General features: G+C 38.3%; 17 protein-coding genes and 5 tRNA genes. 15 read left to right on the top strand and 7 right to left on the bottom strand.

Annotation, left to right across the window (positions count from 1 at the left end; genetic code table 11):
• Nucleotides 1-898 precede the first annotated feature (898 nt).
• Nucleotides 899-1,708 carry a winged helix-turn-helix domain-containing protein gene (locus FCS21_RS15390; RefSeq protein WP_138624425.1) on the top strand — a complete coding sequence of 270 codons (810 nt, stop codon included), beginning with the start codon at nt 899-901 and terminating at the stop codon, nt 1,706-1,708.
• Between the two features lie 56 nt (nt 1,709-1,764).
• Here FCS21_RS15390 and FCS21_RS15385 read toward each other — a convergent pair whose 3' ends face one another.
• Together FCS21_RS15385 and gltX are read right to left on the bottom strand one after the other, a co-directional pair.
• Complete coding sequence (locus FCS21_RS15385; protein WP_138624424.1) at nt 1,765-3,114, bottom strand: DEAD/DEAH box helicase; 1,350 nt, start codon at nt 3,112-3,114, stop codon at nt 1,765-1,767.
• 114 nt (nt 3,115-3,228) lie between these two features.
• Nucleotides 3,229-4,641 carry a glutamate--tRNA ligase gene (gene gltX / locus FCS21_RS15380; RefSeq protein ID WP_138624423.1) on the bottom strand — a complete coding sequence of 471 codons (1,413 nt, stop codon included), beginning with the start codon at nt 4,639-4,641 and terminating at the stop codon, nt 3,229-3,231.
• A 331-nt stretch (nt 4,642-4,972) separates the two neighbouring features.
• On the opposite strand from gltX, the gene FCS21_RS15375 reads away from it, so the two are divergent.
• The 6 genes from FCS21_RS15375 (at nt 4,973) to FCS21_RS15350 (ending at nt 7,170) form a co-directional block, all read left to right on the top strand.
• A tRNA-Val gene (locus tag FCS21_RS15375) sits at nt 4,973-5,048 on the top strand.
• 28 nt (nt 5,049-5,076) lie between these two features.
• Nucleotides 5,077-5,152 (top strand) — tRNA-Val (locus FCS21_RS15370).
• A gap of 29 nt (nt 5,153-5,181) precedes the next feature.
• Nucleotides 5,182-5,257: transfer RNA gene (locus FCS21_RS15365), tRNA-Val, on the top strand.
• Nucleotides 5,258-5,285: 28 nt separating this feature from the next.
• Nucleotides 5,286-5,361 (top strand) — tRNA-Val (locus tag FCS21_RS15360).
• Nucleotides 5,362-5,389: 28 nt separating this feature from the next.
• Nucleotides 5,390-5,465, top strand: a tRNA-Val gene (locus FCS21_RS15355).
• Between the two features lie 382 nt (nt 5,466-5,847).
• A complete protein-coding gene (locus FCS21_RS15350; RefSeq protein WP_138624422.1) occupies nt 5,848-7,170 on the top strand; it encodes a Na+/H+ antiporter family protein in 1,323 nt (440 codons plus the stop codon).
• Nucleotides 7,171-7,414: 244 nt separating this feature from the next.
• Here the strand turns inward: FCS21_RS15350 and FCS21_RS15345 are convergent, their stop codons facing one another.
• Nucleotides 7,415-8,323: a DMT family transporter gene (locus FCS21_RS15345; protein ID WP_138624421.1), complete on the bottom strand. Its 909-nt coding sequence runs from the start codon at nt 8,321-8,323 to the stop codon at nt 7,415-7,417.
• 334 nt (nt 8,324-8,657) lie between these two features.
• On the opposite strand from FCS21_RS15345, the gene FCS21_RS15340 reads away from it, so the two are divergent.
• Together FCS21_RS15340 and FCS21_RS15335 are read left to right on the top strand one after the other, a co-directional pair.
• Complete coding sequence (locus FCS21_RS15340) at nt 8,658-9,077, top strand: hypothetical protein (protein WP_138624420.1); 420 nt, start codon at nt 8,658-8,660, stop codon at nt 9,075-9,077.
• A gap of 31 nt (nt 9,078-9,108) precedes the next feature.
• Entirely contained in the window at nt 9,109-9,570 is a 462-nt protein-coding gene (locus tag FCS21_RS15335; RefSeq protein WP_138624419.1) for an RNA-binding S4 domain-containing protein, read from the top strand.
• Nucleotides 9,571-9,716: 146 nt separating this feature from the next.
• Here the strand turns inward: FCS21_RS15335 and FCS21_RS15330 are convergent, their stop codons facing one another.
• Nucleotides 9,717-10,199 carry a GNAT family N-acetyltransferase gene (locus tag FCS21_RS15330; protein ID WP_138624418.1) on the bottom strand — a complete coding sequence of 161 codons (483 nt, stop codon included), beginning with the start codon at nt 10,197-10,199 and terminating at the stop codon, nt 9,717-9,719.
• A gap of 391 nt (nt 10,200-10,590) precedes the next feature.
• Here FCS21_RS15330 and FCS21_RS15325 point away from each other — a divergent pair, with 391 nt between their 5' ends.
• The 3 genes from FCS21_RS15325 (at nt 10,591) to yfbR (ending at nt 14,399) form a co-directional block, all read left to right on the top strand.
• Nucleotides 10,591-12,300: a proline--tRNA ligase gene (locus FCS21_RS15325; protein ID WP_138624417.1), complete on the top strand. Its 1,710-nt coding sequence runs from the start codon at nt 10,591-10,593 to the stop codon at nt 12,298-12,300.
• Nucleotides 12,301-12,471: 171 nt separating this feature from the next.
• Nucleotides 12,472-13,707 (top strand): pyridoxal phosphate-dependent aminotransferase, encoded by a 1,236-nt coding sequence (locus FCS21_RS15320; protein WP_138624416.1) that lies wholly within the window; start codon nt 12,472-12,474, stop codon nt 13,705-13,707.
• A gap of 98 nt (nt 13,708-13,805) precedes the next feature.
• Entirely contained in the window at nt 13,806-14,399 is a 594-nt protein-coding gene (gene yfbR, locus FCS21_RS15315) for a 5'-deoxynucleotidase (RefSeq protein WP_138624415.1), read from the top strand.
• Nucleotides 14,400-14,504: 105 nt separating this feature from the next.
• Here yfbR and FCS21_RS15310 read toward each other — a convergent pair whose 3' ends face one another.
• Nucleotides 14,505-15,083 (bottom strand): DUF4136 domain-containing protein, encoded by a 579-nt coding sequence (locus tag FCS21_RS15310; protein ID WP_138624414.1) that lies wholly within the window; start codon nt 15,081-15,083, stop codon nt 14,505-14,507.
• A gap of 642 nt (nt 15,084-15,725) precedes the next feature.
• Between FCS21_RS15310 and FCS21_RS15305 the strand changes: the two genes are divergently transcribed.
• Both FCS21_RS15305 and ilvN read left to right on the top strand, forming a co-directional pair.
• Nucleotides 15,726-17,453 carry an acetolactate synthase 3 large subunit gene (locus tag FCS21_RS15305; protein ID WP_138624413.1) on the top strand — a complete coding sequence of 576 codons (1,728 nt, stop codon included), beginning with the start codon at nt 15,726-15,728 and terminating at the stop codon, nt 17,451-17,453.
• Complete coding sequence (gene ilvN / locus FCS21_RS15300) at nt 17,453-17,950, top strand: acetolactate synthase small subunit (RefSeq protein ID WP_138624412.1); 498 nt, start codon at nt 17,453-17,455, stop codon at nt 17,948-17,950. The genes FCS21_RS15305 and ilvN overlap by 1 nt, the downstream gene beginning before the upstream one ends.
• A gap of 119 nt (nt 17,951-18,069) precedes the next feature.
• On the opposite strand, the gene glnS is transcribed toward ilvN, so the two are convergent.
• Complete coding sequence (glnS, locus tag FCS21_RS15295; RefSeq protein WP_138624411.1) at nt 18,070-19,740, bottom strand: glutamine--tRNA ligase; 1,671 nt, start codon at nt 19,738-19,740, stop codon at nt 18,070-18,072.
• Between the two features lie 321 nt (nt 19,741-20,061).
• Here glnS and FCS21_RS15290 point away from each other — a divergent pair, with 321 nt between their 5' ends.
• Complete coding sequence (locus FCS21_RS15290; RefSeq protein ID WP_246047302.1) at nt 20,062-21,585, top strand: FAD-dependent oxidoreductase; 1,524 nt, start codon at nt 20,062-20,064, stop codon at nt 21,583-21,585.
• A gap of 353 nt (nt 21,586-21,938) precedes the next feature.
• Here the strand turns inward: FCS21_RS15290 and FCS21_RS15285 are convergent.
• Nucleotides 21,939-23,128 (bottom strand): IS3 family transposase gene (locus FCS21_RS15285; RefSeq protein WP_371287249.1). Its coding sequence is split into 2 segments (ribosomal slippage): nt 21,939-22,870 and nt 22,870-23,128, totalling 1,191 coding nucleotides; the frame shifts between segments, so codons are not numbered across the junction.
• Between the last annotated feature and the right edge of the window lie 144 nt (nt 23,129-23,272).

Below are 23,272 nucleotides of genomic sequence, written 5' to 3'. Positions count from 1 at the left end.
CTACTTAGGGTATCAAAGCCCTAATGATTTTGAATTGAAAATTAATGAGTTAGAAAAAGTAGCTTAACTAGGGTGACTGAATTTACTTGACCAGGTCAACACCTTAAAAACACCTTAAAAATAAAGACACTGTACCATTAGGGATTGTTGAGTTTTCTAAATTATTTTTAGCACACTCATCTAAGGTAGAATATTTTCCTGTGGTTGCTCAGAACAATTTCCTGCACAGTCTAAGTAAGTTATAGCCATATAGCGTCACATAAAAGACCATGTCACTGTAAAAAAAGCCAAAAAATACTGCCCGAAGGCGCCAACTAAAAGCATTTTACTCATTGTTATACCAATTTCGTTAATTAAGTGGTCTATTTTATACTCAGGTAAAGCGAGCAAATACAAGGCATTTATTTTAATAACTCGTTGTACAAGACAATAAGCTCCTGCACTGTCTCCATAAGTTACTTCCTTGTAACGTTAATTATTAACTAAATAACGCAGTAGTTGGTTATTTTAGCCAGTAGAAATGATCAGATAATTAGTGAGATTGGTATTAGTAGTATTTTCCAAACATGACTCGGTAACAGACTACTCACTGTAATTAAAACGCTTTACTCACTATGGTATAAAATAGGAGAGGTACAAAAATATAATAAAGTGGGATGGTATTATAGAGTGAGTGAACTTTGGGTGTCAGTATTTTTTACATAAAATATTAGCATGTCACTTTTGTTATCAAGTAAAAGCTTAAGTGTTTGTATTAATAGAAGAGATTATTTAAGGCGTAAACATTGCTTAACTATTTTTCAACACTTGCAAGACAACTAACGAGTAATAATTTATTAATTGAATAAAGTAATACTCTGATAATTCACCTTATGTAAATTGAGTAAAGGATGATAATATGAGATATTTTCAATCTGATCATAGTATGCTTATAATCTCAAACGACAGCTTTATTGCCGGCTTATTAACCGGTTATTGTGTTGCTAATCATTTTACGCTTAAATGTATACCTCACTATAAGCCATTAGATAATGGTGGTGAAAATCCTGATGTTAATTTAATTATTCTTGATTTACGCGATTTAACCACCTCTTTAATTGAACAGCATTTACAGTCGTTAAATACTATTCATAGTCAATATTCCATTCCTATTTGTGCCATACATAATAAAAGCCCCATGCCACTTTACCTAACGCTACCTTGGATAAATTATTATAATGAAGATAGCTTTATTGAAAAGCTAGATGAATACATCAGTAAGCACATAATTGATTTAAAAAAACTTTTTGAAGAAAGAAGATCTCTCAACCGTAGAGTGGGTGGTGATCGTCGCACCTTACTAAAGAACATAGATACTTTTTCATCAAAACAAGTTAATAATAGGGTGCAACTACCTAATAGAAATATAAATATTGAGTTATTAGGCTTATTTGAAATAGAAAGGGATTGTCAAAACGTTTATTTAAAAGGAGTAAACTTAGAGCTTACCACAAAGGAATTCAAGCTGTTTACCTTATTAGCAGAAGCCCCTAAACGTGTCTGCACGACCGAACAATTAATTACTAATTTGTGGCCAAATAGAAGTCGGGCTAATAAATCAGACCTTTATCAGTATATGCACTTATTACGAAAAAAAGTTGAGCGTGACCCAGATAACCCTTATTGGATCAAAACAATTAAAGGAGTGGGCTATAAATTACATATATAAATGCCTGTCGGCAACAAACCGGCAGGCATTAAATTATAATTAATAGCTTAAAAAAACTAATCTTGCTCTTTTTTAGTGCTATCTTCAATTTGATCTGCTGTTAACGCTTTTTTACGTTTAATAATTTTCATAGCACCTGCATCTTCTATATCAAGGAAAGTCTTCTTAATTACTTTTCTTGGTTTAGTTGTTACTATTTTTTTAGCGTCTACTACCTTATCTTTGACTTTAACCACTTTAGCTTTTTTCGGTTTTAAACCTTTAAATTTAACCTTAATCCCATCAACTTTAGTAAAAGCTATTTTCTGTTGTAAAAAAGCTTCAATATTTTTAAAGCTTAACCAGTCGTTTGGTCCCACTAATGAAATAGCATCGCCTTGTGTGCCTGCACGGCCGGTGCGACCAATACGGTGAACAAATTCTTCAGTATGCTTTGGCATATCAAAGTTAATAACATGCGAAACATTGACTAAATCAAGACCACGTGAAGCGAGATCAGTGGTAACCAGTATTTTATGTTGGCCTTTAGAAAAGCTGTCCATAATTTGATTACGCTGACCTTGATTCAACTCACCACTTAAAGCAACGGCGTTAAGCTCTTGCTCAATAAGTAGTTTAGCTAAACGTTCAGTATCACTGCGCGTAGCAGTAAAAATAATAATTTGCTGTGATTTTTCAGTCACTAAAAAATGTTGTAATAGTGTTTCTTTTTGCGTCAGATTATCAGCAAGATAGAAACGTTTAGTGATATCTATATGTTCACTATGCCCAGCATTAATGGCAATGCGTTTAGGTTTAGTAAGTAACTCAGTAGCAAACTCATTTACTTGTGCATGATCTAAGGTTGCAGAAAATAGCAACGTTTGACGTTTACGATGATCGGCCGCCTTATTTATTTGACTAAGCTCTTTACTAAAACCTAAATCAAGCATGCGATCAGCTTCATCTAAAATCAGTAACTCTAAACCATTTAAATGGAAATGACCTTGCGTTAAGTGATCGGCTAAACGCCCCGGTGTTGCCACAATAAAATGCGGCTCTTTCTCTAACACTTTCACTTGATCATTAAAGTTTTCACCGCCTAAAATCAATACCGCTTTAAACTGGGTATTGGAGGTAAACAGGCGTAATTGACTAAACACTTGTTTAGCCAATTCACGCGTTGGCGTTAAAATAACCACACGCGGATCACGCTTTGATAACGGACGGTTTTTACTTAATCGCTGCAAAGCAGGAATAATAAAAGCTAAGGTTTTACCTGAGCCAGTTTTAGAGGAGGCAATTAAGTCATGCCCCGCCATTGCCGCAGGAATAGCCTGTTGCTGAATTTGTGTTGGCTCGCTAAAACCAAGATGTTCAACGGTATCCATTAAACATTTGTCTAAACCAAAATCACTAAATTGCACTCAACATTCTCCTAAACTTATTTAAAGTGGTTAAGCTATTTATTGGGCATACCGTTAACATAGCCATAAAGCCTATTTGTAGACATACCAGTAGATTGACGATTAATATTGTCATTAACCCGCTGCAATTCTTGCTTCAACAACCACTAACGCTTGTTCAATACGCTCAATCACTTTGCTTTGGTCTAACAACGCTAAGGTAATATCAAGTGATGGTGAGTTACCACCACCTGTAGCAGCAACACGTAGTGGCATACCCACCTTGCCCATACCCAGCTCTAACTCTGTGGCAGTATCATTAATTGCTGCGTGAATAGGCTCTGGTGACCAATCGGTTAAAGCTGCTAGTTTTTCTTTAACTAACATCATTGGCTCTTTAACTACTGGACGTAAGTGCTTTTTAACCGATTTGGCATCAAGTTCAGTGAAGTCTTCGTAGAAATAACGAGAAATCTCAGCCATCTCTTTAAGCGTTTTCACGCGATCTGCTTGAATTTTAACAACGTCCGCTAACGCAGGACCATTGTCGGTATTAATACCTTGGTCGCGCATGTGCCAGGCAAGATGCTCAGCGACATAAGCTGGGTCCATGGTTTTCATGTAATGCTGATTAACCCAAATAAGTTTATCGGTATTAAAACCAGAGGGGGCACGGTTACAATCTTTTAAGTCAAAAAGTTCAATCATTTCTTCACGAGAGAAAATTTCTTGATCGCCATGCGACCAACCTAAACGTACTAAATAGTTTAACAGCGCTTCAGGTAAAAAACCGTCATCGCGATACTGCATAACGCTAACCGCGCCGTGACGCTTAGATAAACGTTTACCATCATCACCTAAAATCATCGGGATATGCGCATATTCAGGGACATCGGCACCTAACGCTCTTAAAATATTAATTTGCTTTGGAGTATTACTAATATGATCATCACCACGCACTACATGAGACACTTTCATATCCCAGTCATCAACGACAACCGTTAAGTTATACGTAGGCGTACCGTCAGAGCGAGCAAGAATTAAATCATCAAGTTGATCATTGCTGATAGTAATATCACCTTTGACCATATCTTTAATAACAACATCGCCGCCAATAGGGTTTTTAAAACGAATTACAAAAGGTTTATCGCTAGGATGATCAGTACGATCACGCCATAAGCCATTGTACTTTTCTATGCCGCCAGCAGCTTTGGCTTCTTCACGCATTACATCAACTTCTTCCGCTGTGCTGTAACAACGATATGCATTACCTGACGCTAATAACTGTTCAATGACTTCCTTATAACGATCAAAACGCTGAGTTTGAAAATAAGGACCATGAGTCCACTCAAGGTTTAACCAATTCATACCATCCATAATGGCATCAACTGAAGCTTGGGTTGAACGCTCTAAATCAGTATCTTCGATACGAAGAATAAAATCGCCACCGTTTTTCTTGGCGTATAACCAACTATATAAGGCAGTACGTGCGCCACCAACGTGTAAATAACCTGTAGGGCTTGGAGCAAAACGAGTTGTTAAAGTCATTAAATTTCTCAATAGTAAAGACTCAAGTCAAAAAATGAAAACTCAAGTCAAAGATGGTGTATGAAATTAGCGACATTTTACCATCCCGCTAAAGTTAATTCACCTTTTACAGGCATTTGTTTGTACTATCGGTAGTATCATCAAATGAACACCGACAAAATTGCAGAAAAATACACCATTATGAACAAAAATATATCAAACAACAATTTATATGAAAAAAGCTGCGGTTTTCTGCATTTTATTATTGACAGTTTTATCTATCTCCCTATAATACGCCCCACTGAAACGCAGATGGCATTGCAATAAACGTTTTAGAATTAAATACTAGATCGGACGATTAGCTCAGTTGGGAGAGCACCGCCCTTACAAGGCGGGGGTCACTGGTTCAAGCCCAGTATCGTCCACCATCTTTACCATAAAGATGTAAAACTAAATGGACGATTAGCTCAGTTGGGAGAGCACCGCCCTTACAAGGCGGGGGTCACTGGTTCAAGCCCAGTATCGTCCACCATCTTTACCATAAAGATGTAAAACTATAATGGACGATTAGCTCAGTTGGGAGAGCACCGCCCTTACAAGGCGGGGGTCACTGGTTCAAGCCCAGTATCGTCCACCATCTTTACCATAAAGATGTAAAACTAAATGGACGATTAGCTCAGTTGGGAGAGCACCGCCCTTACAAGGCGGGGGTCACTGGTTCAAGCCCAGTATCGTCCACCATCTTTACCATAAAGATGTAAAACTAAATGGACGATTAGCTCAGTTGGGAGAGCACCGCCCTTACAAGGCGGGGGTCACTGGTTCAAGCCCAGTATCGTCCACCACTTCAAATGTTCACCTCCTCTTTACTATGATAAAACAAGCCGTTCAGACTAAAATTACTCCCTTAGTATTCACGCTTTAAAAATCTGTAGCTAAATTTTCTCTATAATCCTATAAAACTATATATAAAGCTCAAGCTGATATTAATCATCATATGGCGCATATTAATTAGATCATAATGCGCCTTAGTGCTCAATCGACTACGTCATTAACTAGAATTAACAAGGACTATACAAGTAACGCCCCTACTTCCGAACAACATTTAAACGCATTTTGCGAATTATTTAAGCAAGTGCGCTATAGCAGGCAAGCATTGAGCAAAGAACGTAAAAATCAGGCTAAAAGTCTGGTAAAATTAAGTAAATCTATAGAACAGAGAAATCTATGAATGCCGTTATTATAGGCGTTATTTTAATGCTAGGACTGACATTAGTCCGTGTAAATGTGATTGTTGCCATGACAATAAGTGCACTCGTTGCTGGTTTGACCGCAGGCATGGGGTTAAAAGAGAGCATCAATGTGTTTAATTCAGGGTTGTCGTCGGGCGCAGAAATAGCACTTAGCTATGCCATGTTAGGGGCATTTGCGGTGGCCATTTCAAAGTCTGGCTTAACACGCATTTTAGCCTCTAAGTTGCTCACTAAAGTCAACACACAAAAAGGAGATAGTGAAACACTGCTAAGTTACTTTATCTTGTTTATCATTGTAGTATGTGCGATATCTTCACAAAACTTGGTGCCTGTTCATATTGCCTTTATTCCAATTTTAATCCCCCCTTTACTTGTGGTATTTAATAAATTAAAAATGGATAGACGGGCTATTGCTTGCATTCTTACCTTTGGTTTAGCGACCTCTTATATGGTGCTTCCTTATGGTTTTGGTGGTATTTATTTATACTCTATATTACATAAAAACTTAATTGATAATGGCTTAGATATCATCAATACACAGGTGCCTATAGCAATGATTATCCCTGCTATAGGTATGTTTGTTGGCTTGTTAATTGCTATTTTTATTAGCTATAGAAAACGCCGAGACTATAAAGAGCGACCTCTTACCATTGAAAGTCAGGACATTGAGATTGAAAACCCTAAAAAAGTCATGCTTGTCGGCTTATTTGCTGTTATTGCCTCACTTATTGCACAAAATGCCAGTGGTTCAATGATACTCGGCGGCTTAATTGGCGTGGTGATTTTTAGTGTGTTTGGTGTCGTGAAATGGGAAGAAAATGGTGACGTATTTAGCAAAGGCGTTGCGATGATGGCAATGATCGGTTTTATTATGATCTCAGCACAAGGGTTCGCCGCGGTTATTAAAGAAACGGGGCATGTCGCTAGCTTAGTGCAAAGTAGTGCGGCAATTTTTGATGGTAATAAACCCATGGCAGCCGCTGTGATTTTATTGGTGGGGCTGTTTATTACCATGGGCATTGGTAGCTCATTTTCTACCGTGCCCATTATTGCTACGTTATTTGTGCCTTTATGTTTAGAGTTAAACTTTTCGGTGATGGCAACTGTTGCCTTAGTAGGAACAGCGGGAGCGTTAGGTGATGCCGGCTCCCCTGCTTCGGACTCGACATTAGGGCCGACTTCCGGACTTAATGCCGATGGCCAACATGATCATATTTGGGACTCTGTTGTACCTACCTTTATACATTTTAACATTCCGTTGTTAGTATTTGGTTGGATAGCTGCCATGGTGCTTTAATTTATATTTATAACAATAACTTGTATAAAAATAAGCTGACCATATCAATAAACTAACCATAAAAAAGGTGTGCACTGCACACCTTTTTTATTACTCAATCGGCGATAACAAGCACGCCCCTAATTAAGTGATGTGGTGTTTTAGGACGTTTATCTAATAGCTAGCTCAGTATCTAGGTCAATAATGCTAAACCCTGATGAACAGTAGCAGTGAAAACAGGGCTGCTTTATGAGCTCATCAATAACTAGTCGATAAAACCAGGTAAAGGCGTACCTTGGCGCTTTTTCAGTAATTGCTCACCCCAATGATATAAAACCAGGCCACTGAGTACGCAGCTAGCGCCGATGAGTAAATTGGCGCTAGTGGTTTCGTTATTTAAATAACGTCCCAGAGCAATGGCGATAACTGGCGCAATTAACGTCATTAACGCCACCGTACTCGCCGGCAGTTGCTGTAATATATAAAAATAAGCGACCAAACCAATCAACGAGCCAAAAACCCCTAAATAGACAATCGCCACTAATGAACTGATCTGCCATTCTGTTACAGGTAATGTACCATCAAATAGCAGCCACATCATCGCCGCTAACGGGGTTGAAATAAATAAAGCGCCAACGGCTGTTGCCAGCGGATGAATACTTAAATGAATGCTTTTAACCATGACGCCGCTTAGGCTAAAACAACTTACCGCCAATAAGCTATAGAGTATGCCCAAGCCGTTATCATTGACTAAAGCAATATTATCCGAGCAAACAATAGCTAAACCGGTTAGCGATATAACAAAGGCCAGTTTACGTACTTGGCTAAATTTCGCTTCCGCTAAAATTTTCTGCGCCAATAAACCTGACAAGATAGGTGCCAAACCAAAAATAAGGGAGATAACGCCTGAAGGCATGGTCATTGCGGCTAAATAACTAAAACTCATCCCACCAAAAACACCAATAGCAGAATAGCCATACAACTTGCGCGCTAAGCCATGGCAAGGCATACGTATTTTGCTGAACATGATAATCAGACTGCCTAAGCATAAGGCGATAATCATCCGCATTAACACCGCCAATGTTGGGCTGACGGTTTCACTGCTCCACACCACACATAATGGCGTAGTTGACCAAATTAATAAGGCGGTCAAGTAAGCAATAAACACTGACATTTTATCTTTCCTGTAAATAATTAACCCGACGTGGCCTGTTTGACAACCATGGGTGAGTATAATGACTTGCTATTATCAATTGTTATGGAAGAGGTCTTACTGGTGATGCCAGAGTAAATCAATAACAGCAGTTATTCTGCCAGCACATTACGATAAGCACTAAGCGTATACCAGCTTACTTATCGGCTTTAGTTACACACTGAGCAAAAGCGAAATTATAATCACTCGAGATATTATTGCCAGTAAAAAGTAAGCTCCGCTATTATTTACCGTCATCCGCAGATTTTATGCTAATATTGGCAAAATTTACTGAAAATAACTTTAGATACTTAACATGAAAGCACCTTTATATAACGATATCCTAACTATTTGCCAAGAAATAGCCAGCGCTTCGGCTGCCGATAATGATGAGCTAAGACTTGCCGGTTGTAAAAAATTACAAATACTTTGCGCTACTAATCAAAACTCTCCTAACGACCACCCTTTACAATGGGAAGCACTTGCTGATTTTACCGATGATGGTGAGCAAGCTATGGATATTTATGAAGTTGCCTTAGCAACAGCGCAGCAGCTAGCACTCCCTACGTTTATCGCTTCTGCTTATTTAGCCATGGCTCAACGTCAAGTAGAATTTGAAGAGCCTGTACAAGCATTAGAGTTTGCGAATAAGGCTAATGAAGCAGCGCAAGATATTGATAGTGAAGAATTAAAAGCAGAGATAACTGAGCTTTTAATACAGTTATCAGCCGCATAACGTGATGTAGAACGTAATAGTCGAGAAGACAATGTCAGAGAGTTACTTAGTAATTGAATTAAACCAGCAACCCGTTGAATTATGTAAGCTACTTAAAATAGCTAATTTGGTTAGTGGTGGCGGTGAAGCAAAAATAGTGATCAGTGAAGGTTATGTTTTACTCAATGGTGACGTGGAATACCAAAAGCGTAAAAAAATATATCATAACGATGTTATTGAATTTAATGGTGAAGTAATACAATTACAGATCAATGAAGCACTAACGCAAGTTATTGACGACGCTATCGATGAAAATATCGAGGTAGCGAGTGCTAAAGAAATTGAGCAAAAAACCAATAAGCCGCAAGGTATTACATCAGAAACGACAAGATCACAAAAAAAAGCTAACGCTAAGCAAAAGCCGACTAAACAAGCCAAAGATAATTTCACTGAGAAAGTACCAGAGAGTGACGCAGTGAAAATGCCGAAAAAACGAAGACCTATTTCATTCTAGTTGTTAACATGCTGAATAAATTAATGGCTGTAAAATAAAATAGTATGAGGTAATAGTAACCCTATCACCTCATTTTAAAGATAACTTGCACCGTAACTTTCAACATACGTTGAATGATTAGCCAAATTAATATTGATAACAGGAGCTTATAAAACTTTTTCCCAAAACATGGCGTTACCTGTGTTTTCATCTAGCTCATAACCTGAAAAGCCTAGTTTTTTATAGGCATTTTGCGCGACTATATTCCCTTCCAACACCTCTAAGGTTAATTTGCAGTAACCCCGTTGACGCGATATTTTTTCAGCTTCATTGAACAGTTGTTGGCTTAACCCTAAACCGCGATACTCTTTTAAAACACCACAATCGTGAATATTAAGTAAAGGCTTAGCTTTAAAAGTAGAAAAGCCTTCCACGCAATTAAGTATGCCTGCAGGTTTGTCATCGACATAACAAAGTAAAGTTAAAAAGTCATGGCGTTTGGCTAAGCTAGCCACTAAGTTTTGCTGAACATCATCAGCAAGTGCTTCACCACCTCCCATAGGATCAAGGGCATAGGCATTTAACAGCATAATTAAATCTTTGCCGTGTTGTTCATTATGGTAATCGGCTTGAATTAACGTGATTTGCATACAAGTTTTCTCCTTTCATTTAATGAAAAGCACTATACGCGTAAAGTCAGTCAAATAATATATCTGCTGCTGTGCTTGCTTAGTTCAACGCCAAACGATAATACGGCGACTAAAACTAGCTTCAAAGTAGATATGTTGATAATAAAAATTATTTGGCTGAAGTGATTTTTACTAAAATGATGACAGCCTCATGGCTACTTTGCGCTTACTCCTTAGTTAATCTTTAGTTAGTTTTTATAAAAACAACTGTTTAATCAGCTTTATTTACCGTCTTTTTGGCAAAACTTCGTCATAAATATGACATATATGACATATATTACTTTTTCATAGGCTAGCCCCCTGATAGAATGTCGCCAATTATATACCCCCAATTTTTATGGAAACCTTAACCATGCGTACCAGTCAATACTTACTGTCTACTCTAAAAGAAACACCTGCAACGGCAGAAGTGATCAGTCATCAATTGATGTTACGAGCCGGACTGGTTAGAAATCTAGCTTCTGGCTTATATACTTGGCTACCAACAGGTTTACGCGTGTTGAAAAAAGTTGAAAATATTGTCCGTGAAGAAATGCAACGTGCCGGTGCTAATGAAATATTAATGCCTATGGTACAACCAGCTGATTTATGGCAAGAATCTGGCCGTTGGGATGATTATGGTCCAGAGTTACTGCGACTAAATGACCGCCATAAGCGTCCTTTTGTTTTAGGGCCAACACATGAAGAAGTAGTGACAAAGTTGGTTGCTAATGAGTTAAGTAGTTACAAACAATTACCGTTAAATGTTTTTCAAATTCAAACAAAATTTCGTGACGAAATTCGTCCGCGTTTCGGTGTGATGCGTGGTCGTGAATTTTTAATGAAAGATGCTTATTCTTTTCATTTAAACCACGAATGTTTAGAAAAAACCTATCAAATTATGTTTGATGCCTACTGTCGTATTTTTGAACGTCTTGAATTAAAATTCCGCCCGGTAATTGCTGACACTGGCTCTATTGGTGGTGAACAATCACATGAATTTCATGTGTTAGCCGATTCAGGTGAAGATGATATCGCCTTTAGTGATAGCAGTGATTTTGCCGCTAACATTGAAAAAGCCGAAGCCTTAGCACCAACAGGTGAACGTGCAGAGCCAACACAAGCGCTAACTAAAGTCGCAACCCCTAATGTGAAAAGTATTGTTGAGGTAGCAACATTCTTAACGGTAGATATCAAGCAAACCGTAAAAACTTTACTTGTTGTCGGCGCAAATAGTGAAGGCGAGCCAGACGGTATCGTTGCTTTAGTATTACGTGGCGATCATCAATTAAATGAAATTAAAGCTGAGCACTTGGCACAAGTTGCTTCGCCGCTAACTTTTGCTAGCGACGAACAAATACAAGCAGCAGCGCATTGTAATGCCGGTTCAATTGGTCCTAAAGGTTTAACCATTGACGTTATTGTTGATCGCAGCGCTGCGCACTTAAGTGACTTTGTTTGTGGTGCTAACGAAGATGATCATCATTTCACTGGTGTTAACTGGCAACGTGATTGCGGTGAAATAAACGTGCAAGATATTCGTAATGTTGTCGCTGGTGATGCAAGTCCATGTGGTCAAGGTCATATTGAAATAAAACGTGGTATTGAAGTCGGTCATATCTTTCAGTTGGGTCAAAAATATGCCGCTGCAATGAACTGCGCAGTATTAAACGAAGCCGGCAAAAATCAAACCTTAACCATGGGTTGTTACGGTATTGGCGTGTCACGCATCGTCGCCGCGGCGATTGAGCAAAACCATGACCAATATGGCATAAAATGGCCTAAAGCTATTGCACCATTTCAAGTGGCGATTGTGCCGATGAATATGGCAAAATCAGCGCGAGTCAAAGAAACTGCTGAAACCTTATATGAATCATTAAAACAAGCAGGTATTGAAGTATTACTCGATGACAGAAAAGAACGCCCAGGTGTTATGTTTGCTGATCATGAGTTAATAGGCACTCCTTTGCTACTTATTGTTGGTGAACGCAATTTAGATGCCCAACAACTTGAACTTAAAAATCGCATTACCGGTGAAAAGTCACTTATTGCCATAGACGATGTCATGACTTTATTTAAGTAGAGACTGTTGATTGATCATCGGTGGTTAACTATTGGTAATTAAAAAAGGAGCTTAGGCTCCTTTTTTGTTTTTTAACATAAAAAGTAAAAATAACACTTTCAAAACAGCGCATTATTGGCAACAATAAAGGCTTACATTTTTCTCCCCTTTAACTTAAGAAGTTGTTAACTCATGAAAGCTATTACCAAGTCATCTAAATTAAATAATGTTTGTTACGATATTAGAGGACAAATAGCAGCCGAGGCCAAACGCCTAGAAGATGAAGGCCATAAGATCCTGAAATTAAATATTGGTAACCCTGCCCCATTTGGTTTTGAAGCGCCAGATGATATTTTAAAAGATGTTATCCATAATTTACCAAGATCACAGGGCTATTCTGAATCTCAAGGCATTTATTCAGCCAGAGTTGCTGTCATGCAGTATTTTCAACAACAAGGCATTAAAGATGTCAGAGTTGATGATATTTTTATTGGCAATGGTGTTAGTGAATTAATTGTGATGGCAATGCAGGCCTTGCTTGATAACGGTGATGAAGTGTTAATACCTTCTCCTGATTATCCTTTATGGACTGCCGCGGTCGCTTTATCAGGTGGCAAAGCGGTACATTATCGTTGTGATGAAGAAAACCATTGGTTTCCTGACTTACAAGATATGGAAAGTAAGATCACTAAAAAAACCAAAGCCATTGTTTTAATCAACCCTAATAATCCAACAGGTGCGGTGTACTCTGAAGAAGTACTTCAAGGTATTATCGCGCTAGCAAGAAAACATAGCTTAATAATTTATAGCGATGAGATTTACGATAAAATTCTTTACGATGAAGCCAAGCATATACCGACCGCAAAACTAGCAACCGATGTATTAATTATTACCATGGGCGGTTTATCAAAGAACTACCGCATTGCAGGTTTTAGAGCCGGTTGGATGGTTATTTCTGGGCCCAAATTACACGCTGAAGATTATATTGAAGGACTTATTTTACTCGCTTCAATGCGCATGTGCGCTAATGTGCCAAGTCAACATGCGATACAAACCGCGTTAGGCGGTTACCAAAGTATTAACGAGTTAATTAGTGGTGATGGTCGATTAATTAAACAGCGTAATATTGCTTATAAAATGATTAATGAAATAGATGGCTTATCATGTAACCCTGCCATGGGTGCTTTATATATATTTGTTAAGGTTGATAATAAAAAATTCAATATCACAGATGATGAACGCATGATTTTAGATTTACTTAAACAAGAAAAAATATTATTAGTGCACGGTCGAGCTTTTAACATTAAAGAAAAAAATTACTTTAGATTAGTTTTTTTGCCACATGTAGATATGTTAATTCCTGCCATTGAAAAAATAAAAAACTTTTTTGCTAGTTACAAACAAGTTGACGTCCAGAAAAAAGCGTAAAGGTTAGCTTTACGTATGACCTAAGTGACATTGGTGAAGTAACATTACCTCATCAATGTTGGTTCAGTAATAAAGAGGTCTTATCATAAGGAGTTACTGTGCAAAGTTCATTCTTAGCGTGGATGTTTCGTATGCCATTGATCAAACGATGGTCATTAATGTTTTGTGTTAAACCTGAGAACATCGCCGAGCATTCACACCAAGTGGCTATTGTCGCGCATTTATTAGCCGTGATTAAAAATAAAAAATTTAATGGTCAAATCAATGCCGATAGAATATCAACTATTGCTATGTACCACGAAGCCAGTGAAACGCGCTATGGTGATATTGTTAATCCAACCAAGTATGCCAATAAAGAAATTGCCAGAGAATTTAAGAAGATTGAATTGCTCGCAGAAAAGGAATGCTTAGCGTCTCTGCCAGAAGAACTGCAAGAACTATTTAGTGATATTATCGTGCAAGATAATGTTTCTGCTGAATATAAAGCGATTGTCAAAGCAGCTGATATCATTGTCGCTTACATTAAAGCCCTTGATGAGATTAACCATAAAAATCCAGAGTTTGATCATGTTGAGCAGCGCTTAGCGATAAAAATTACAGCATTAAAAGAAACTATGCCTGAGGTTGAATATTTTATTGATACCTTTATGGCCGCTTGCTTAGCGACCGTAGATAAGCTATCCAAAAATTAATCTCAGCAAATAAAGCCGAAAGTGAAGAAAAAATTAAGCAAAAAAAAACGGCTAAGCCGTTTTTTATAAGTAAACAAAACAGTATAAAGTATCTTATTAACGTCACTAATTAAACTTACTAACCACTTCTACCACTATTTTGTTTATTGTCGCTAAAGGATTTTCACTGTTCTCAGACGTTATACGTTTAGTCGCCCAACCATGCCATACCGGTTGATGAGTTTTCACATCGTAAACATCGATAGCAAGCTTACCTTCGGTATATTGTCTCACACTGGTTTCAGTACCCATTGTCATACTCCCGTAGTAACCTCTACCACCATAATAGCCACGTCCCCAACCAAAACCTGAGTTATACGTAGCTGGATAACTATTTACTTTAATTTTATCGCGACTTCCTACTGTATAAGAAATAGTAAAGTCGGCATTTTCAGCGTCGCTCACTAGCTGATAACCTTTAGCAATAAAAGCTTGCTCAATACTATTATCAACTCTTTCTTTCATTACTGGATTAATATCAACAGGCGATGCCATTATTTTTGCCTCGGTCAACCAAGCAAACGTTTTATAGTTAACCGTTTCAATATTAGTGTTTTTGTCAAAATCGACCTTAGCTGAGTTTGTTGCACAACCGGCGATAAAAGTAAGTAAGGTACTGAGTATTAATATTTTAATTGGCTTCATATTGGTTCCATTTTTGTTATAAGGCAAATACTGTAAAATTTATTAACAATAAGCCTAGCGCATTTAGAGATAACACTACAAGTTAATATAAATGATAATATTTTGCTATGACAGCTAAACAATGAGTAAAACTGTTATCTGCAAAAACTAGCTGGGTCTATTCATCCGCCACTTATCTCTAAAGTTATCTATTAATATATACGTCTATACGTCAATCGTAAAAATAAAAAAATAAAGCGACTTTTATGACTCTTTTGTATTTGTTGGTTGACACACGCGGTAAAATCTTTAAAGATAGTGTCCATTAATAGAGTTAAAGTAATATAGATAAGTTTTTGCATCCTTTATTCAATAATAAAGGAATAATAAATAAGTAATTAATATGGCACTTAATATGGTAAGCATTATAAAAGTTAAAGCTGTTGTCCTCAATATCGTCTCAGTAGTCGTCGTGGTATTTAATCACTAGCGGGGGATAGCTTGTACTTAGCAAAAACAATTAAGTAATATTATCAAGAAACCCTCGCTCCTTTTTAAGGTCGAGGGTTTTTTATTTCTTGCACTAACAAATAACTTAACCTATTTAACAATTTAACACGCTTTATTTTCAATGTAACTGTTCACAAACATCAAGGTGATAGTATGACAAAAGAACTTTTTACCGGCGCAGAAATGGTAGTAAAATCATTATCGGCGCTTAAGGTTAAATACATTTTCGGTTATCCCGGTGGTTCGGTATTAGATATATACGATGCTATATTTCAACAAGATGAAATTGAGCATATTCTAGTACGTCATGAACAAGCCGCTACGCATATGGCCGATGGTTACGCGAGAGCAACCGGTGAAGTAGGAGTTGTCTTAGCAACGTCTGGTCCGGGTGCAACTAACTGTGTAACAGGTATAGCAACCGCCTATATGGACTCAATTCCTATGGTGGTACTTGCCGGGCAAGTTGCCTCATCACTTATTGGTAACGATGCCTTTCAAGAAACAGATATTGTCGGCTGTACTCGTCCTATTATTAAACACAGCTTTAGTTGTAGAAGCTTAGCCGATATTCCTGTCGCCATTGCTAAGGCTTTTTATTTAGCAAGTACTGGTAGACCCGGTCCTGTAGTCATTGAACTACCTAAAGATATTTTAATTCCTGATAATAAAGCCCCCTTTAGTATCGACACTGATATTAAAATACGCTCTTACAATCCCACGATTACTGGTCACCCTAAGCAAATCAAAAAAGCCGCAAAAACAATTGCTAGTGCTAAAAAGTTAGTGGTGTACTCTGGTGGCGGTATTATTTTATCTGACTCATCAGAATTACTAACCACGTTAGTTGAAACGTTAAAGGCGCCTGTTACTAATACGTTAATGGGCTTAGGTGGTATATCAGGCACCCATAAACAATTTGTTGGCATGTTAGGCATGCACGGCAGTTTAGAAGCAAATAAGAGTATGGCTAATGCCGATGTAATTCTAGCATTAGGCGTTCGCTTTGATGACAGGGTGACTAATAATGTTGAAAAATTTTGCCCTAACGCGACCATTATTCATGTAGATATCGACCCAACGTCTATCTCAAAAACGATTAATGCACATATCCCCGTAGTTGGTTTAGTTGACGTGGTGATGCAACAGTTACTAGATGAGTTAACACGTATTAACTTCACGCCTGATGAAGCAGCACTTAGTCAATGGTGGCAGCAAATCAACGAATGGCGCGATGTAAAAAGCATGAGCTATGAGCAAACCGATACCGGTAAAATAAAACCACAGCGGGTTGTACAAGCGTTATACAAAATAACACAAGGGGATGCTTATATTTGCTCGGATGTTGGTCAACATCAAATGTTTGCTGCACAGCACTACCCTTTTGCTAAACCACGTCAATGGATAAATTCAGGTGGCGCCGGCACTATGGGCTTTGGTTTACCTGCAGCAATGGGTGTGAAATTAGCCTTTCCTGATAAACACGTAGTGTGTATTACCGGTGACGGCTCTATTCAAATGAATATTCAAGAGCTATCAACTTGCTCTCAATATAACTTACCTGTTGTTATTGTGACGTTAAATAATCGTTCACTGGGTATGGTACGCCAGTGGCAAGACATGGTTTACGGTGGTCGTCATTCTTCATCTTATATGGAGTCCTTACCTGATTTTGTTAAAATCGCTGAAGCTTATGGGCATATTGGTATTCAAATTGATAACTTAGCTGAGTTAGATGAAAAATTAACGCAAGCCTTTGCTATTAAAGAACGTTTGGTTTTTGTTGATGTGATGGTTGACGAAAAAGAGCACGTTTACCCAATGCAAATACGTACGGGTGCCATTGATGAAATGTGGTTAAAGAAAGGAGTTAAAGCATAATGCGTAGAATTTTAGCTATTTTAATGGAGAACGAACCCGGTTCATTATCACGTATCGTCGGATTATTTTCTCAACGTGCTTTTAATATTGAAAGTTTAACGGTAGCGCCAACAAACGATAATAGTTTGTCACGTATGACCATTGCCACTGAGGGTGATGACAAGGTATTAGAGCAAATTGTTAAGCAAGTAAATAAACTGATAGATGTCATTAAAATTACCGACATTACAGATAGACAGCATATTGAGCGTGAATTGTTGTTAGTGAAAGTTGCTGCGGTAAGTGATAAAGCTCGTAATGATATTAAGCGAATAACCGATATATTTCGTGGAAGCATTGTTGATATTGGTAAACAAGTTTATACCGTACAATTAACCGGTGACGCTGAAAAACTCAATGCCTTTATCGTTGCAATAGAACATGAAACTGACATTATTGAATCAGCACGCTCTGGTTGCGTTGGTATGGCGCGTGGTGATAAAGCGTTACGACTTTAACAGTTGTATGCTAAGCGGTAGTTAACCCGCTTGTAAAGAAAAAGCCTGTGATAAGTTAAACTTACCACAGGCTTTTTTATTTTATATTATCTTAGCGACTAAGTAGTCGGTCATAATTTTTACTGACTAATTTTAGCCCAGGTATCTCGTAAACCAACCGTGCGATTAAAGACTAATGCGCTAGGCTCTGTAATATTATTATCTAAACAGAAGTAACCTTGACGTTCAAACTGATAGGCCGCTTCAGGTTGTGCTTGTGCTAATGACGGCTCAACTTTAGCACCAGTAATGGTCACTAAAGATTCAGGGTTAATTACTGAATTAAAATCTGCCGCTGCTGCTGGGTTAGGTACTGTAAATAAACGATCATATAAACGCACTGTCGCATCAAGTGATTTAGCTGCATCAACCCAATGAATAACACCTTTAGGCTTAGTTCCGTCTGTTGGGTTTTTACCTAAGGTATCTTCGTTATAGGTACAATAAACCGTGGTAACATTACCGGCGTCGTCTTTATCACAACGTGTAGCAGTAACTACGTAAGCACCACGTAAACGCACTGCTTTATCAATCACTAAGCGTTTATATTTCTTATTCGCTTCTTCTTTAAAATCTTCAGCTTCAATGTAAAGCGTTTTAGAAAACGGTACTATACGCGTACCTTGTGCTTCATCACTTGGATGATTATTAACAACAAGATCTTCATTCTTATCTTCAGGGTAGTTTTCAATCACTAATTTAATCGGATCTAAAACAGCCATAGCACGCGGGGCATTATCATTTAAATCTTCACGAATACAAGCTTCTAAAACACTCATTTCAATCGTGTTTTCCATTTTAGTAACGCCTATTCGCTTAGTAAACTCTCGCAGTGACGCTGGTGTATAACCGCGACGACGAAAAGCAGCAATGGTTGGCATACGCGGATCATCCCAACTATCGACTAATTTTTCTTCTACTAAGCTGTTTAACTTACGCTTACTCATCAAGGTATATTCAAGATTTAAACGAGAAAACTCATATTGATGCGGTGTACTAGGTACTGATACATTTTCAATAACCCAGTCATATAAGCGTCGGTTATCTTGAAACTCTAACGTACAAATAGAATGAGTAATGTGCTCTAATGCATCTGAAATACAATGAGTAAAATCATACATAGGGTAAATGCACCATTTATCACCTGTTTGGTGATGATGGGCAAAACGCACGCGATAAATAATCGGGTCGCGCATACACATAAAGCTTGAACTCATGTCTATTTTAGCGCGCAGAGCACAAATACCTTCTTCAAACTCACCATTTTTCATTTTAGCAAATAGCGCTAAGTTTTCAGCGACAGAAGTATCACGATAAGGGCTATTTTTACCTGGTTTATTTAACGTGCCACGATACTCACGTGTTTCTTCACTATTTAAGAAACAAACATAGGCCAAACCTTTTTCAATCAATTCAACAGCAAAGCCATGTAATTGCTCAAAGTAATTTGAAGAGTAATTAATTTCACCTGACCACTGAAAACCTAACCACTGCACGTCTTTTTGAATAGCCTTAACGTAATCAATATCTTCTTTTTCAGGGTTAGTATCATCAAAACGTAAATTACATTGTCCGTTATAGTCTTGAGCAATACCAAAATTTAAGCAAATGGCTTTAGCATGACCAATATGTAAAAAACCATTTGGCTCTGGCGGAAAACGTGTTTGCACATTAGTGTGCTTACCACTAGCCAAATCGGCATCAATGATATTACGAATAAAGTTTGTTGGGCGGTTTTCGGTATCCGACATGAGAGTAAACCTCTGAAATAACTTAATAAAAACGGATTAACTTATTGATCCGATTAATATAAAACTTGCTGTAAAGTGCCTTGCGCACAAAGATATGCGGCATTATAGCAAGTGTTTACAGGGGAGAATAGCGCTAGATTATAGCAATCACACAAATTGATTTATTGATAACAAACGGACGAATTTATTAATCTGTTTTAGCATTACTATTAGGCTAGCATCCGCTGTTCAGCTAAAATGCTTTTATAGCGGTAAATGAGACCAATTTGACTAATTTATTACTCACGCTGGTAATATCTCAAATAAAAAGGTAGTTAACACTTGAAGAATAAAGCGCTTAACTGGACAACTTGTCAAGAGTGTCAGGGGCAAGGTAAAAAAGTCATGCGACTGCGAAAAAAAGTTCGCTTGAGTTATCAAAAAGCATTAGCGCACTATGAAAAAATGCACGGTCAAGGTGAGCCTCCTAGAAGACCTAAAGGTCACCGCTACGATTGCACAAACTGTGGCGGCTGTGGTTTAGTACCCTGCACTGACTTCGCTCACTCTGCAGATTTAGTAGAGTCTGTTAACTTAGCTGATGACACTGAACACGCTAGTACCAAGACAGCTAGTTACCCACATATAGCTATTATTGGTGGCGGTATAGGCGGCGTTGCTTTAGCGGTAGCTTGTAAGCACCGTGGTATACCGTTTACGCTTTATGAACGCGATAGTGGTTTTGAAGCGCGCTCGCAGGGCTATGGACTGACGTTACAACAAGCGAGCAAAGCGATTGAGGGCTTAGGTATATTCTCGTTAGACAACGGGCTCATTTCAACCAGACATGTTGTTCATAACACACAAGGAAAAATAATTGGTGAATGGGGCATTAGAAAGTGGCTGCAACCTGAAGACAGAAAAGACACTAAGCGCACTAATGTTCATATCGCGCGACAATCACTACGTTTAGCATTACTTGAACAGCTTGGTGGAGATGATGAGGTGCAGTGGGGACACCAGTTAATTGGGCTAGAGAATGATTATATAGCTGGTAAAAATAGCAAAGCTAACTCAGCGACAACACTCAGCTTTAACGTTAACGGTGACATAAAAATCGCCAAGGCAGATCTTGTCATCGGCGCTGATGGTATTCGCAGTTCAGTAAGGCAATTATTACTGGGCGAAGAAGTTAGCCCGCTACATTATTTAGGCTGTATTGTTATCTTAGGGATTTGTCCGTTGTCAGCGCTCAACGGTCTTGAAAATTCTTTGTTAGATTCTGCCACTGTCTTTCAAACAGCTAATGGTCATGAGCGTATCTACATGATGCCTTATGACTGCGACTCTATCATGTGGCAGCTTAGCTTCCCTATGTCAGAAGACGCGGCTAAAACATTAAGTGCTCAAGGGCCACAAGCTCTAAAAGAAGAAGCATATCGACGATGTCAGTGGCACGAGCCAATACCAGAAATTTTAGCCGCAACGCTAGCAGTGCACGTTTCAGGTTATCCAGTGTACGATAGAGCATTACTTAGCGCCGAGCTATTACAAACACTACCACAAGCAACCTTAATAGGTGATGCCGCTCACCCGATGAGCCCCTTTAAAGGCCAAGGCGCCAATCAAGCGCTATTAGATGCCTTATCACTAGCACGAAAAATTTCAATTGAATGTAGACCGAGATCACAGTGGCGTAAGGCCGGTATAAGGAAAAGCGTATTAACTGAATTTGAAGCTGAAATGCTAACACGCAGCGCTTCTAAAGTGAAAGACTCAGCAGCAGCCGCAAAATTTCTTCATTCTGAAACCGTACTGCACGAAAGTAATGAGCCTAGAGGTCGATGTTTACAAAAAAATAATTAATGCATGTAAATGGGGTCATAAGTAAATGGGGTCAGATACACTTTACGTTTTTAGCTCACCTAAAGGTTTCCCCCGTTTTCCTTCCTTGTAAATAGGGTCAGATACACTTAAGTAAATGGGGTCATAAGAAGTAAATGGGGTCAGATACACTTTACGTTTTTAGCTCACCTAAAGGTTCCCCCCGTTTTCCTTCCTTGGTGTAAGTAAGTAAATGGGGTCAGGTACACTTTACGTTTTTAGCTCACCTAAAGGTTTCCCCCGTTTTCCTTCCTTAACTCTACGCCCACTTAAACACTCCACTTCGTCTTTAAAATGCTCATTACCTAGGGCTAAACTTTTATTTAATGAAGTGGTCAAGTAATATTGGCCACCGTTTTGTAGCTTAACTCGCACCTTATTTCTGATTCATTTGGGCTTAACCCTGCGTTGTACGTGTGTGGTCTCACCTGGTTGTAATAATCCATGATGTAATGAATGATCGCTTGCTTAGCTTCATTAAAATTCTTATATCCTATTGTTGGCACCCATTCCGTTTTCAAACTTCTAAAAAATCGCTCCATTGGTGCATTATCCCAGCAATTACCACGGCGGCTCATACTCTGTGTGATTTGATAACGCCACAGTCTTTGCCTAAACTTTCTGCTGGTATAATGCGTTCCTTGGTCTGAATGGAATATGACACCTTTGGGTTTTCCTCTGCTCTCATATGCCATCATTAATGCTTGCATTGTTAACTCACTATCAGGTGAATTTGAGAACGCCCAGCCAATAATTTTTCTAGAAAATAAATCAAGGACAACAGCAAGATAAGACCAACGATTTCCCGTCCAAATGTACGTCACATCACCGCACCAATAAGTATTAGGCTCAACAACAGCGAATTGACGCTTTAGTATATTTGGGATTGCTACATGATCTTTATTCGCCTTTTTATATTTATGCTTAGGTATCTGGCAACTCACTAAATCCAGCTCATTCATTAAACTTCCTGCTCGAAAACGACTTAATGGATAGCCTTCATTAGTTACCATGTCAGCAATGCTTCTAGCACCCGCAGAGCCACTACTAAGCGCATGTAAGCGTTTAACATCAGCTCTTAATTTAACTTCTGAGGAGCTTAAATTATTATCCCTGCTTACCCAATATTTATAACTGCTGCGATGTACTTCAAATACATCGCATAACTTACTAATAGGGTACTTGTTTTTATTGCTCTGATTGAGTTTCTCAATTAATGAGAATTGTTCCAGGAGTCTGACATCAACAGAGTGGTAGCCTTTTTTAAAATATCCTTTTCTAATTCAATACGTTCAATCTTTTTTTCAAGTTCACGAATTTTTAATTGTTCAGGGGTCATCGGAGTAGCTTTAGGTTGCTTACCTTTTCGCTCTTCTTTTAACTGTTTAACCCACTTACTAATGGTTGAATAACCAACCCCCATTGCTTTTGCTGCGTCTTCGTGAGTGTACCCGTTATCAACAACTAATTGAGCTGTTTCTAATCGAAATTCTGGGCTGTAATTTGGACGTTTTTTCTTTGTCATTTGTATCACCTAACGTTTGATGAGATGGATAATAACATCTCTAAGTAGGTGGCCAAATTAACTATGCCACTTATGTGGACTCCCCCAGTGTCAACAACAAAATTACTTAATCAAAGAAATAAATGCGTACTTATGTACGAGCTC

The organism is Colwellia ponticola, assembly GCF_005885605.1.
Taxonomy (GTDB): domain Bacteria; phylum Pseudomonadota; class Gammaproteobacteria; order Enterobacterales; family Alteromonadaceae; genus Colwellia; species Colwellia ponticola.
This window is presented reverse-complemented; position numbering and strand designations above follow the sequence as displayed.